At 70.9% G+C, this 12,484-nt stretch carries 11 protein-coding genes; 6 read left to right on the top strand and 5 right to left on the bottom strand.

Going from position 1 to position 12,484, the window contains the following annotated elements; translation table 11 throughout:
- Positions 1-22: 22 nt before the first annotated feature.
- Both ACFQVD_RS42705 and ACFQVD_RS42700 read right to left on the bottom strand, forming a co-directional pair.
- Positions 23-388, bottom strand: a complete 366-nt coding sequence (locus ACFQVD_RS42705) for an STAS domain-containing protein (RefSeq protein WP_343969832.1) — start codon at positions 386-388, stop codon at positions 23-25.
- Positions 389-487: 99 nt separating this feature from the next.
- A complete protein-coding gene (locus ACFQVD_RS42700; RefSeq protein WP_343969828.1) occupies positions 488-862 on the bottom strand; it encodes an STAS domain-containing protein in 375 nt (124 codons plus the stop codon).
- 99 nt (positions 863-961) lie between these two features.
- Here ACFQVD_RS42700 and ACFQVD_RS42695 point away from each other — a divergent pair, with 99 nt between their 5' ends.
- A complete protein-coding gene (locus ACFQVD_RS42695; protein WP_343969825.1) occupies positions 962-2,200 on the top strand; it encodes a hypothetical protein in 1,239 nt (412 codons plus the stop codon).
- A gap of 334 nt (positions 2,201-2,534) precedes the next feature.
- On the opposite strand, the gene ACFQVD_RS42690 is transcribed toward ACFQVD_RS42695, so the two are convergent.
- Positions 2,535-3,875 (bottom strand): APC family permease, encoded by a 1,341-nt coding sequence (locus ACFQVD_RS42690; RefSeq protein WP_343969822.1) that lies wholly within the window; start codon positions 3,873-3,875, stop codon positions 2,535-2,537.
- A gap of 133 nt (positions 3,876-4,008) precedes the next feature.
- Here ACFQVD_RS42690 and ACFQVD_RS42685 point away from each other — a divergent pair, with 133 nt between their 5' ends.
- Entirely contained in the window at positions 4,009-4,404 is a 396-nt protein-coding gene (locus tag ACFQVD_RS42685; RefSeq protein WP_364148893.1) for a hypothetical protein, read from the top strand.
- Between the two features lie 209 nt (positions 4,405-4,613).
- On the opposite strand, the gene ACFQVD_RS42680 is transcribed toward ACFQVD_RS42685, so the two are convergent.
- Positions 4,614-5,729: a glycosyltransferase family 4 protein gene (locus ACFQVD_RS42680; RefSeq protein ID WP_343969816.1), complete on the bottom strand. Its 1,116-nt coding sequence runs from the start codon at positions 5,727-5,729 to the stop codon at positions 4,614-4,616.
- 102 nt (positions 5,730-5,831) lie between these two features.
- On the opposite strand from ACFQVD_RS42680, the gene ACFQVD_RS42675 reads away from it, so the two are divergent.
- Genes ACFQVD_RS42675 through ACFQVD_RS42665 form a run of 3 tightly spaced genes read left to right on the top strand, consistent with a single transcriptional unit; the run spans position 5,832 to position 11,144 of the window.
- On the top strand, positions 5,832-6,623 hold the full coding sequence (locus ACFQVD_RS42675) for a PIG-L deacetylase family protein (RefSeq protein WP_343969813.1): 792 nt from the start codon (positions 5,832-5,834) through the stop codon (positions 6,621-6,623).
- Positions 6,624-6,657: 34 nt separating this feature from the next.
- Positions 6,658-7,719 carry a lysylphosphatidylglycerol synthase transmembrane domain-containing protein gene (locus ACFQVD_RS42670; protein ID WP_343969810.1) on the top strand — a complete coding sequence of 354 codons (1,062 nt, stop codon included), beginning with the start codon at positions 6,658-6,660 and terminating at the stop codon, positions 7,717-7,719.
- A 53-nt stretch (positions 7,720-7,772) separates the two neighbouring features.
- Positions 7,773-11,144, top strand: a complete 3,372-nt coding sequence (locus ACFQVD_RS42665; protein ID WP_386273888.1) for a BTAD domain-containing putative transcriptional regulator — start codon at positions 7,773-7,775, stop codon at positions 11,142-11,144.
- 6 nt (positions 11,145-11,150) lie between these two features.
- On the opposite strand, the gene ACFQVD_RS42660 is transcribed toward ACFQVD_RS42665, so the two are convergent.
- Positions 11,151-11,696, bottom strand: a complete 546-nt coding sequence (locus ACFQVD_RS42660; protein ID WP_343969805.1) for a hypothetical protein — start codon at positions 11,694-11,696, stop codon at positions 11,151-11,153.
- 222 nt (positions 11,697-11,918) lie between these two features.
- Here ACFQVD_RS42660 and ACFQVD_RS42655 point away from each other — a divergent pair, with 222 nt between their 5' ends.
- Positions 11,919-12,398 (top strand): DedA family protein, encoded by a 480-nt coding sequence (locus ACFQVD_RS42655; RefSeq protein ID WP_386273885.1) that lies wholly within the window; start codon positions 11,919-11,921, stop codon positions 12,396-12,398.
- Positions 12,399-12,484: the final 86 nt, after the last annotated feature.

The following is a 12,484-nucleotide window of genomic DNA, read 5'->3' as shown; positions in this document are numbered from 1 at the left end:
GCGCGTCGTGCGGAACCCCGCCTCAGGCCGCTTCCAGCGCCTCGGCCACGGAGGGGAACATCTCGAACACCTGGGTCAGACCGGCCAGGTTGAGCCGCCGGGCGAGGTTGCCCTGAACGCCGGTGAGGATGACCCGCACCCCCTCGCTCAGGCCGTGGTGGCGAACCTGGAGCAACTCGCCGATCCCCGAGGAGTCGCAGAAGGTCAGGGCCGACAGGTCGAGGATGAGAAGCTGCGAGGGCAGGACACCCCACGCCCTTCCCATCTCCTCCCGCAGCACGCGCGTGTGGTAGTGATCAAGCTCTCCACTCGCCCGCACGACGAGCGCGGTGCCGTGCAACCCCGAGGTGGCGGTGAAAGCAGGCTCCGCCTCATTTCCCACGAACATGACCAACCTTCTGACCTACCTTGTCCCAAACAACACAACTGTCTCATACGCCGTGAACCCCCCCGGTAGACCACGGAGCACGCCGGTCTCACCGGTCGTTCACGTCGTCCCGGGAAACACCTTCTTCGCCTCCTCGACCGTACGGCGGGTGTCGAACAGCTCTGCCACTCCGAGGCGGCTCAGCCGGTTCCTCATCGCGGCGGAGAGGCCGACGAGGACGAGCGAGCCCGTCAGGCGACGGACGCGGGTGAGGGCGTACATCAGCACGCCGTACCCGGTGGAGTCGCAGAAGGTGACCTCGGTGAGGTCGATCACCAGGCGCGGGTGATCGGTCGCCCGCAGGGCGATGTCGGCCTGCTCCTTCAACAGGGGCGCGGACCCGTAGTCCAGTGCCCCCGCCGCGTACAGGGTTGTGAAGTGACGGTGCCTGTCGGCCCGGATGTGGAATCCCGCACCGTCTTCGCCCCTCGACATCGGTATCCCCTCCTGACTATGTGCCAGGTGCCCCCGAACAGGCGGTTCCAATCCTGGCGGGCACGACCAACCGATGGTGATATAAGGAACAATGACGACATGTTGAAACCGCGTCCGATGGCGGTCACGGTCATCGGAACGCTCCTGGTCGCCGCGTGCGGTGCGGGCCGGACGGCGCCCGAACCCAGCTTTACACCGACGCCGAATCGTCCGGACTCCCAGAGCCTGACGCTCCCGGCCACCGCCTCTCCCGATGCCGGGTCCCGGAATCCCGCGGCGACTCCCCCGGCGAACACGGTGATCGCCGCGTCCGCCGAGTGGGCGGTGGAGGCGGGAGGCTCGAAGCTGTCGGGCGCCACGGCACTGCTCGACGTGGCGGCGACCGGCCCCCGGGACGCCTGGGCCGTGGGATACCAGGACAGCGCGGAGGATCGGGAGGGCACGCCCGCGATCCTCCGCTGGGACGGGAGTCGCTGGCGACAGGTGCCCCTGGGCGAGGTCGACGCCTACCACCTGGAGGCGGTCAGCGCGGGCGGCCCCGACGACGTGTGGGTGGCGGGCAACGGCTCGAGCCCGTTCGCCGCACACTGGAACGGGCGGGCGTGGAGCACGCACCGGCCCTTCGGGGTGGCCGAGGACTACCGGCTGGCGGACGTCGCGACGAGCGGCGGCACCGCGTGGTTCGTCGCCAACGGCCCCTCGGGGGCCGTCGTCGTGGAATGGCGGGACGGCGAGTTCCGCAACGCGCTGAACATCGAGAAGAGCATCCTCGAGGCGGTCACCTTCAGGAAGGGACATGTCTGGGTGGCGGGGACGGGCGAGACCGGTGCCCCGCTGGTCTGGCACGGCGTGGATGGATCGTGGGAGCAGACGGAGACGCCCCAGATCCCCGGTGGCAGGCTCAACCGGGTCTGGCAGGTCTCTCCGACAGAGGTGTGGGCGGTCGGACGGATCTCCACCGCCCCGGACGCGTTGCCGGACCCGAAAGGCGCGCAGCCGCTGGTCATCCGCTGGGACGGAAGCCGCTGGACCCGGGCCGAGCTGCCGGTCTCGCGAGGTGTCCTGCACGGTGTCACCGCCTTCGGACCCGGCGACCTGTGGATCAGCGGCGTCGACGCCGACCACCCGGGGCAGGTGCTCATCCTGCGCTTCGACGGCACCGCCTGGTCACGCGAGTACGGTCCGCTGTTCCGCGCCTACACCGCCACCCAGCAGTACGACGAGACCGACGACGTCGGCGACACCGGTCTGGCCCGGGTGCCGGGCACCGGCACGCTGTGGGCGGTGGGCTCGGTCGGCATCGGCGACGACGAGAGAGCCTTCGTGCTCCGCCGCTGAGTCCGCCCCGGCTCTCCCCGCGCGATCACGAGGTCGCCTACCTGGAACAGACGGTGCCTCTGCCGGAAACACGAGCCCCGTACTCTACCGACACAACGCGCCTCAGCCCTCAAGCCGCCACGACTGACCTCATCAACCACACAGCCGGGATGCCGGCCCCGTACCTCCGCCTCCGCCCGGTCCGCGCTCGGCGAAAAAATCTGCGAAAAAGTCAGTCAGCTGGCGTAGTCTCTCTCGAACTCCAACAAAGAGGGAGTAGGACATGAAAAAGGCCCTAATCCTCCAAAAGCCCCGGCCACCTCGGAAGCCCGCCCCCCTCGACCTCCGCACCCCCTCAGGACGAACTCTGCCCTTCTGACAGGAAGAGCCGGTTGACGAACCAGAGGATCATCCCGATCGCGAGCAGGACCCCTGCTCGGATGTAGACGTCCGCCCCCCTGCCGGTGACCGGCAGCGCCAGGACGAGACAGACCAGCGCCCCCAGGGCGGGCATCCAGCTCGGTGCCCGGAAGTGCTCGTGGTCCACCTGCTCCCTGCGCAGGACCAGCACCGCCACGTTGACGATCATGAAGACACAGAGCAACAGGAGCACCGTGGTGTCGGCCAGGTTGCCCACGTCGCCGGTGGCCACCAGCACCGCCGCGACCCCCACGGTGAAGACGATGGCCACCCACGGGGTGGATCTCGTCGAATGGACCGACGCGAAGATTCGCGGCACGATCCCCTCTCGCGCCATGCCGTAGACCAGGCGCGAGGCCATGAGCATGTTGATCAACGCGGTGTTGCCCACCGCGAGCAGTGCGATCAGAGCGAACAACTTGGGCGGGAACGCCAGCCCGGCGACCTTGACCACTTCGAGCAACGGGCCGGACGAGGTGGTCAGCGTCCTGGTGTCGACCAGCATGGTCGCCGTGAACGCGACCCCCATGTAGATGATCGCCGCGACGGCCAGGCCGCCGAAGAGCGCCCGGGGAAAGTCCCGCTGCGGGTTCTTGGCCTCCTCGGCCAGGTTGACCGAGTCCTCGAAACCGAGCAGCGCGTAGAAGGCGAGCGCCGTGCCTCCCAGAACGCCGAGGAAGGCGCCGTTGACCGGGTGGAACTCCAGGGCCCGGGACGGCTCGCCGTCACCGGACAGCAGGGCGTAGATGCCGATCGCGATGATGACCAGCAGGCCGAACGCCTCGATGATCGTCAGCACCACGTTGACCTTGATGGACTCGGAGATGCCGGCGAAGTTCACCAGGGTGACCAGGCCGAGGAAGATGAACGCGCCGACGACGACCGGCAGCGTGACGAACTGCGCGAGGTAGTTGCCGCCGAAGGCCCGCGCCGCGGCACTCGCCGAGGTGATCCCGCTCATCATCACCGCGAACGCCACAATAAAGGTAACAAAAGGGATATTGAACGCTTTATTCACATAAAGCGCAGCACCTGCGGCCTGCGGATATTTACCGACGAGTTCGGCGTAGGCGGTCGCCGTCAGCGCCGCCAGCAGGAAGGCGACGAGGAAGGGCAGCCACAGGGCTCCCCCGACATAGCCCGCTACCTTCCCGACCAGCGCGTAGATCCCCGCGCCAAGGATGTCGCCCACCACGAACAGCAGCAGGACCCTGCGCCCGATGACCCGCTTGAGCGAGCGCTGACCGGAACCGGATTCGACGATCACCTCAGCCATACTCCGCTCTTACCCACCGCGAGGGAGAAATCACACCGGGTCACTTGAGTCACTTCTGTAAGCACGATGAAAGTGGCGCGCAAGCCCCTATGCTTACCGTCTTGCCTGTCACGAAATGCAATGAAAGGCAAAAATGTTCCGCGCCCTTTCCTCCCGCCGCATCGCCGTCGCCGCCGCGGGGGCCGCTCTCATATCGATGACCGCCGCCTGCGGCGGGTCGTCCACCAACGACGCGATCTGCGCCGAGGCCGCCTGGTCGAAGATCTTCACGGACTACAGCACCGCCGCCACGGCGGGCGCCGGTGACCTCGGCAAGTTCAACGACGCCACCGCCAAGCTCGCCGCCGACCTCAAGGCTCTGGCGGACACCGCGGACGGCGACCTGGCCGCCGCGCTCACCGACCTCTCCACGTCGTTCGGGTCATTCAAGATCGACCCGAACGACCCGGCCGCCGCGGCCACGGCCGCCGGGACGTTCGGAACGAAGATCCAGGAGGCGAGCAACAAGCTCGTCGCCGCCTGCTCGTAACCGGATCCGTGCCTCCTGGCGACAGGGGGCACTCCCGGTACGGTCGCCGCTCCGCCTGCGGGGGGCAGTGCGGCGCGGCGGCCGTACCGAACATCCTCGAGGCCCCTGCCACCGCGCGGCAGGGGCCTCGCCGTTTCACCCACCCCCGACCGGGGGCGAAAAGGCGCCGGCCCGAGTGTTCCCCCGGACCGCACGGGGCCGCGGACCCGTCAGGCCCCGCGGGTGCGAGCCTGCTCGTAACAGCGTTCGAAGCCTTCGAGCACCGTGGGCCAGGAACTGCGGACGGGCTCGGTCTCCCGGTTGTTCGCCGCGATCGCCTGGCGCAGCTCACGGTCGCGCACCAGCCTGGCCACCGACGCGACCAGGTCGTCGAAGCTCCGCCCGAGCAACCCCTCCTTGCCCTGCCGGACGAAGTCGGCCACCCCGCTCTGCGCGCGCGCCACCACCGGTACCCCCGCCGACCTGGCCTCCAGCGCCGCCAGCCCGAAGGACTCGCGGGGCGCGGGAGCGACGAACACGTCCGTCGCGGCGAGCAGCTCGCGGATCTGGTCGCGGCTGTAGCGGCCGGGAAGCGAGACCCAGCCGGTCATCCCGTTGGCCCTCAGATAGCGCTCCATCCGCGATCGGGCCGGGCCGTCCCCGACGATCGTGGCCCGCATCGGCGTCTCCCGAGGCACCAGGGCACGGGCCTCCCGCAGGAGCCGCAGCAGCCGGACCGGCTGCTTGCGGGGCGCCAGCCGCCCCACCGCGACGACATGCACCGGGTCGGACCGTACGGAATCCACAGAAACGGCGGGGGATACGGCGCGCCAGCCGGAGACGTCCAGGCCGTTGGAGACCACGTGCACCGGCACGCCGGGACCGGCCACCGCGCGGATCGGCAGGGCGGCCGCCTCGCTCACCGCGGTGCCCACCAGCCCCCAGCGGTGCCATCCGAACAGCAGCCGCAGCCCTCGGTAGAGCGCCCTGGTGACCGGATCCCACATGCTGTGCACCGTGACGACCAGGGGCAGCCCCGCCCGCGTCGCCGCCCGCACGCCCATCCAGGCGAACGGCGAGACCGCGCCGGTGTGCACGTGCACCACCTCGGGGCGCCGCGCTTTCAGCAGACGGAGCAGGTGTCCCACCCCGAACGGGTGGACCGGCAGGTCGAAGGGGAGTCCCGCGACGATCCTGTGCACTCCGGGAAGAGGCTCCCCCGGGGTGGCGGTCGCCACCTCGACATGGTGACCGGCCTCCCGCTGCATCCGGATCAGATCGGCGACCTGCACCTCGATCCCACCGAGGCGCGGCAGGTAACAGTCACTGATGTGGAGGATCCTCACGATGCCAGCGTAGACCCGCGTGAGATCATGCCTGCGTGCCCCCCGAGGGCACATCCAGCCCTCGCGAACGGAGTCAGCCTGATCAGCAACGTCAAGACAGCGGTGTTCTTTCATGCCCATCCCGACGACGAGGCCCTGCTGACCGCGGGCACCATGGCGATGCTCGCCGCCGAGGGACACCGGGTGGTGCTCGTCGTGGCGACCTCGGGTGAGCGAGGCCAGGCCGACCTCGAACCCGGTGAGGCACTGGGCGCCGCCCGGATGGCCGAGCTCTACGCGTCGGCGGCCACGCTCGGCTGCGCCCGGGTGGTGAACCTCGGCTACGGAGACTCCGGGCTGGCCCCCGGCGGCGGGATCGCCGACGACAGGCCGGACAACGCCTTCATCGACGCCGACGCGGAGGAGGCCGCCCAGCGGCTGGCCGCCGTCCTCACCGAGGAGAAGGCCGACCTGCTGACGACCTACGATCCGGCGGGAGGCTACGGGCACCCCGACCACGTCCAGGTGCACCGGGTCGGCGGCCGGGCCGCCGAGATCGCGAAAACCCCGATCGTGCTGGAGGCCACGGTCAACCGTGACCCTCTGCTGCGGGGACTGCGGCTCGTCCGGAGGTTCTACCCGCAGCTCGACATCCGCGCCTTCGAGCGGGCCTACTCCCCCGGCGAGGTGATCACCCACCGGGTCGGCGTGCGGCGCTTCGCCCGCCAGAAGCGGGCGAGCATGGCCGCCCACGCCTCCCAGGCCACCGGCGCCGACACCCGCACGCTCGGAGTCATGCTCAAGATCCCCCAGCCCCTCTACCGTCTGGTCTTCGGCACCGAGTGGTACGTCAGGCGGGATGTCCCCCTGGGCTCCCGCCTGAGGCACCCGTTCGAAACTCCTCCCCGAGGATGAGTCCGGAAGCGGCACACTGGGGCAGGGGTGTTACGTGAAGAGCAGATTGCTCCAGGTCGGGTTGTCGGTCGCGTCGCTGGCGCTGGCCGCCACGCTTGTGATCTTCCTACCCCAGATAGTGGCGGCCCTGACGGGCAAGCACGTCTCCTGGTCACAGATCGGCGCCCAGTTCGCCGGGCTGGGGCCCGGAGAGGTCGCGCTGATGGCCGGCGTCTGGCTGCTCAGCCTGCTGGCCTACACGTTCGTGCTGACCGCCTCCCTTCCCGGCCTGACCCACCTGCAGGCCCTGACGCTGAACGCGGGCGGCAGCGCGGTGAGCAACCTGCTCCCCTTCGGCGGCGCGGCCGGGGTGGCTATGACGTTCGCGATGACCAAGGGCTGGGGTTTCTCCGTCCGGGCCGTCGTGGTCTCCACGCTGACCAGCGGCATCTGGAACACCCTGTTCCGGTTCCTGCTGCCCGCGGCGGGAATCGTGGCCCTGCTGTTCAGCGGGCAGCCGCTCAGCCCCGCGGTGGCCAGTGCCGGCTGGGCGGGCGCGATGTCCATCCTGGTACTGGTCGCCGTGGTGACCGTCGCGCTCTACTGGGACCGCGCCGCCGACGTCCTGGGCCGGGTCCTCGACGCCCTCACCCGCCTGCTCCCCCACCGGATCCGCCCCGGCGACCACGCCGCCTCCGAGGCGCTGGCCAAGCTGCGGGCCGACACCTCCGAGATCGTGCGGAACCGCTGGGCCGGGCTGACCCTGGGCATGATCTTCTTCCTCGGCTTCCAGTGGCTGATCCTGGTCGTCTGCCTGCACGCGACCGGCGCCTACCCGGGTCTGGCCCAGTCGATCGCCGCCTTCGCCCTGTCCCGGGTGCTGACCACGGCCTTGGTGACTCCCAGCGGTACGGGGATAATGGAGGCCGGAACCATCGGCGCGCTGGTCTTCTTCGGTGCGCCGCTGGACTCCGCCACCGCCGCCGCACTGCTTTTCGGGTTCTGGACCTACACTGTCGAAATCCCCTTCGGTGGACTGGCGCTCGGCGCGTGGTCGTTCCTGCGCCGGCGTGAGAACGCCGCACCGGCCCCTGAAAAGGAGTCGATCAGCCGCTAGATTGGGAAATACCTTGTGTGCGATTGGAAGGCCCACATAGCGTGGCGGCTGACATGGTGGCGTTCCGAGTTCTCGGCCCGGTCGAGGCGCATTCCGGTGAGGACCAGCTCGACCTGGGCGGGCTCCGGCAACGTGCGGTCCTGGCACGCCTGCTCGTCGCGCGCGGACAGGTCGTCCCCGTCGACTCCCTGCTGTACGACCTGTGGGACGACGACGCGGCCAAGGGCGCGCAGTCGGGCCTTCAGGTCTACATCTCCCGGCTGCGCAGGGTGCTGGAGCCCGGCCGGCCACGCGGAGGTCCCAACCGGCTGCTGGTGACCGTGGCCTCGGGCTACGCGCTGCGCGCCGCCCCCGAGCAGGTCGACGCGCTCCGCTTCGAGACGCTGGTCCGCACCGCCGGAGAGCACCTGGAAGGCGACGACCCCGCCTCCGCGCGGCCTCGCCTGGAGAAGGCCCTGGGCCTGTGGCGCGGCACCCCGTACTCCGACTTCGCCGACCAGCCGTGGGCCGAGGCCGAGGTCAACCGGCTCGCCGAACTGCGTCTGGTGGCCCGTGAGCGGCACGCCGACAGCGGCCTGCGGATGGGCATGCCCGCGGAGGCGGTGCCCGACCTGGAGGCGCTGACCACCGAGCATCCGCTCCGTGAGGAGGGCTGGCGGCTGCTGGCCCTGGGCCTGTACCGCTGCGGGCGGCAGGGCGAGGCGCTGGCGGCGCTGCGCAGGGCGCGCACGATCCTCTCCGAGGAGCTCGGGATCGACCCCGGCCCGGCGCTGCGCAAGCTGGAGTCCGACATCCTGTCCCAGGACCCCGGCCTGCAGCTCGCCACCCCGCCGCCGGCCAGGCAGCGCCAGCAGGTGACCGCCGACACCTGGCCGCCCAGGCCGGCGGTGGCCCAGGTGGAGCTTCCCCCACTGGAGCCCGAGCCGTTCGTCGGCCGCGACGCGGAGCTGAGCAGGCTGACCACCGCCGCGGCCAGGACCGGCCGTTTCACGGTCGCGATCATCAGTGGTGACGCGGGCGCGGGCAAGACCACCCTGGTCCGCCAGCTCAACAGGCGGCTGTCCGAGGACGGGTGGGGCATCTCCTCCGGGGCCTGCCCCGACAGCAGTGCCACCCCCCCTGGCTGGGCCTGGGTCGAGATCCTGCGCACCCTGGTGAGCGCGGCCGGTCCCGGCGAGTACGCCGCGCTGCTGGCCCCGCTGCTGGACGACGCGGCCCCCGAGCCCGACGACGACCAGGCCTCCGGCGGATTCCGGCTGCACCGGGCGGTGGGCGGCTACCTCGCCGCCGTCGCCAAGGAGACGCCGATCCTGCTGACCCTGGAGGACCTGCACTGGGCCGACGACCAGACGCTGGCGCTGCTCCGCGCGCTGCCGAGCCTGCTGGCCACCAGCCGGGTGCTGCTGGTGGTGACCTGCCGCGACAGCGAGCTGAGTGACCAGCAGGCCGACGTGCTGGCCGCGCTGGCCAGGCTTGGTCCCGTCCGGGTCGGTCTCACCGGGCTCGACACCAAGGCGGTGGCCGAGCTGGTCCGGGCGACCTGCGTGCGCGAGGTGGACGAGGACGCGGTCAACAGCATCGTCGAGCGCACCGGCGGCAATCCCTTCTTCGTCCGCGAAACGGTGCGCCTGCTCGACGCCGAAGCGGTGAGCGACCGCGCGACGGCCGCCGAGGTGATCTCCGGCGTCCCGTCCGGCGTCCGTGACGTGCTGCGGAGGCGGATCTCCCGGCTGCCCGCGGCCGCCCAGCAGATCCTGCTGCAGGCCGCGGTGATCGGCCGCGATGTCGACGTGGACGTGCTGGTCGACGTCTCCGGCGACGAGGACGCCGTGGTCGACGCGGTGGAGGCGGCGCTGCTCGCCGGGCTGGTCACCGAGCCGGGCCCCGGCATGCTCCGGTTCGACCACGACCTGGTCCGCGACACGCTTTACTCCGACGCCTCCCGCCTGCGCCGCTCCCGGATGCACGCCACGGTGGCCGCGGTGATCGAGCGCAGGAATCCCGGTGACGTGGCCGCGCTGGCCCACCACTACGACTCGGCGGGCACCAGCGAGACCGCCATCAAGGCGGTGCACTACGCCCAGCTCGCCGCCGAACAGGCCGAGCGCCGCTTCGCCCACCGCGAGGCCGCCACCCTGTGGGAGCAGGCCATCGCCGCCTTCGACAGGTCGGGCATCACCCACACCCCCGACAGCACCAGGGAGCGCCTGCTGCTGACCCTGCGGCTGATCAAGGCATTGGCGCTCTGCGGCGACATGGCCGCGGCCCGCAGGCGGCGACGTGAGGCGATGGACGCCGCACTGCCGCTGGGCAACCTGGAGCTCACCGCCCGGGTGGCCGCCTCGCTGGCGGTGCCGCACAAGGGCATGGCCCGCGACTTCACCCGTACCGCCTGGGAGATCGTCGACGTCGCCGAGCAGGCACTGGTCGAGTTGCCCGCCGGTGAGCAGTCGCTGCGGGCGAGCCTGCTGGCCACGCTCGCCCTGGAGTTGGAGGGGTCGGCCACCCCCCGGGGCGAGCAGGCCTCGCTGGAGGCCGAGGAACTGGCCAGGCGGTCCGGTGACCCCGCCCTGCTCGCGACCGCGCTGAGCGGGCGGCTGCGCCAGTCGTACGGCATCACGCCGGTGGGCGAGCGCGAGGTCATCGGCAGGGAACTGCTGGAGGTCGGCAGGGCGACCGGGCAGATCTCGGTGCAGGCACTGGCCCACCTCGTGCTGATGGAGTGCGCGGCCGCCTCGGGCGCGTTCGCCGAGGCCGACGCGCACGTGGCCGCCACCGAGAAGCTGGCCAGGCAGTACGGCCTGTCCGCGCCGGCCGCCGTGGTCGCCTGGTACGCCGGGCAGCGCCTGATGATCGCCGGTGACTTCGCCGGGGCCGAGCGCGCCTACCGCGACGCCGCCCGGCTGACCGCCAGGGCCGGCATGCTGGAGGGCCGCCAGGACCTGCCGCTGATCACCACGTTCTGCCTGAACCTGGTCAACGGGCAGGCCGCGGAGATGGTCGGGCCGCTGGCCGAGGCGCACCAGCGCGGGGCCAAATGGACACTCGACGCCTACGCGGTGGCCCTCGCCTCCGCGGGTCATCATCGCGACGCGAGAGCCGTCATCGCGGTGAAGACGCCGGTGCGCCCGGACTTCCTCTACGAGCTGGCGATGATCTGGCGGGCCCTGGCGGGCATGCTGCTGGACGACCGGGAGCGGATGATCGAGGCGTACGACACGCTGAAGCCGTTCGCCGACCGGATCGCGGGCGCCGGCACCGGCGTGGTGGCACTCTGGCCGGTCGCCCTGACCCTGGGCGACCTGGCGTTGCGGCTGGGCTTCACCGACGCGGTGCGGCCGCACTACGAGAACGCCCTCGCGGTGGCCGAGCGGGTCGGCGTGAGCCGGTGGGTGGAGGCGGCGCGGCGCTCCCTCGGCGGCTGACCGGCCTCAGCAGGCGACCATGAACTTCTCGCTGCGCAGCGGGGCGTCGCCGGGGACCGAGAGCACGACGCGGTACCAGCCGGGGTTGTTGACGATCCTGGGCTGCCACTCGACGACCTGGGCCTCGCCGGTGAAGCCGGAGCCGGTGCCCAGGTAGGCGTGCCAGCGGTGGGTCTTCGAGCTCCAGCGCTCCAGGCGCCAGCCGTAGGAGACGGTGGCCCGGGGGTCGTCGTTGCCGACCACGCTCTGGGCCCGGTAGGGCCTGTCGCAGGGACCGAACGCGTCGATCTCGCTGACGGTGACCTCACCGGCCACCGGGGCCTGCTCCGTGATGGCCGGCATCGACTGCGAGGAGAGCACCACGGTCCGCACCGGTTCCCCCGTCGCCGTGCCGGCCGTGCTCGCCGTGCCGGCCGGGGTCCGGGCGCCGGTGCCGTACGCGGTCTCCACCCCCAGGTAGGCTCCGGTAAAGGCAAGGGTGGCGACGAGCAGCTTGGCGACACTCGCGGTTCCACTCGCCACCACCGGCGCCACACTGCTACGCGAACCCATCACAGACACCTTCCTCCGTTACTCCCAGGTGTATGCCAGGGCGGTTGCTCTGGAGTTGACGTCCGCTTGCAGTCTGTGTGCCTGAGAGGGCTCCGCCATAACGGATGAGGTAAGCCTGGCCTAATATCGAGTCAAGCAGGCGGAACAACCATGGCGGTGATGTTCAGAGTGCGATCTGTTGCGGCGGGTATCCCTGACCCGGCTTCCGCGGCCTTTCTGGGCATGCCCCTGTGGCTCTGGGTGATCGTCGGCGGCGTGGCCCTGTTCGGCGCGTTCCAGGTCTACTACTGGGTCGGCCACGTCCTGGGCTCCAGGCTCTACACCTCCCGGCTGGGCGTCAAGATCGGCCAGGAGAACATCCTGCGGGTCGAGAAGGTCGTCAGGAAACGGGGCGCGCTCGCCGTCTACGCCTGCTTCTGGGTGCCCGGGCTGCGCCACACGCTGCCCTGGGTGGCCGGAGTGCTGCGGATCTCCTATCCCTGGTACGTCGTGGCCAGCGCGCTCGGCTGCCTGACCTGGGTGCCGGTGACGTCGTTCGGCCTGTACTCGGTGATCTGGGGCTGGCTGGAGTTGGCCGTGCGGTCGCCGCTCCTGGCGGGCCTGGCGGCGGTGGCGGCGATCGCGGTGATCGCCTGGTTCGTCCACCGGCGCCGGCGCCGGGTCGCCCGCAGCGAGGTGGAGAGCCCGGCCGCCGCTCCCTGAGTCTCCGTTCGCTCCGAGGCCTTCGGGCCGTTCGGCGCGTCGGCACCGAGAGTCGCCTCTCCCGGTCTCGCCCGCCCGACGCCGAT

The organism is Streptosporangium amethystogenes subsp. fukuiense (genome assembly GCF_042665875.1).
Classification (GTDB): domain Bacteria; phylum Actinomycetota; class Actinomycetes; order Streptosporangiales; family Streptosporangiaceae; genus Streptosporangium; species Streptosporangium fukuiense.
This window is presented reverse-complemented; position numbering and strand designations above follow the sequence as displayed.

Excerpts from the sequence above, each read along its gene's own strand:
- ACFQVD_RS42705 (WP_343969832.1), bottom strand. The coding sequence starts at position 388 with ATGTTCGTGGGAAATGAGGCGGAGCCTGCTTTCACCGCCACCTCGGGG.
- ACFQVD_RS42700 (WP_343969828.1), bottom strand. The coding sequence starts at position 862 with ATGTCGAGGGGCGAAGACGGTGCGGGATTCCACATCCGGGCCGACAGG.
- ACFQVD_RS42695 (WP_343969825.1), top strand. The coding sequence starts at position 962 with ATGTTGAAACCGCGTCCGATGGCGGTCACGGTCATCGGAACGCTCCTG.
- ACFQVD_RS42690 (WP_343969822.1), bottom strand. The coding sequence starts at position 3,875 with ATGGCTGAGGTGATCGTCGAATCCGGTTCCGGTCAGCGCTCGCTCAAG.
- ACFQVD_RS42685 (WP_364148893.1), top strand. The coding sequence starts at position 4,009 with ATGTTCCGCGCCCTTTCCTCCCGCCGCATCGCCGTCGCCGCCGCGGGG.
- ACFQVD_RS42665 (WP_386273888.1), top strand. The coding sequence starts at position 7,773 with ATGGTGGCGTTCCGAGTTCTCGGCCCGGTCGAGGCGCATTCCGGTGAG.
- ACFQVD_RS42660 (WP_343969805.1), bottom strand. The coding sequence starts at position 11,696 with ATGGGTTCGCGTAGCAGTGTGGCGCCGGTGGTGGCGAGTGGAACCGCG.
- ACFQVD_RS42655 (WP_386273885.1), top strand. The coding sequence starts at position 11,919 with ATGCCCCTGTGGCTCTGGGTGATCGTCGGCGGCGTGGCCCTGTTCGGC.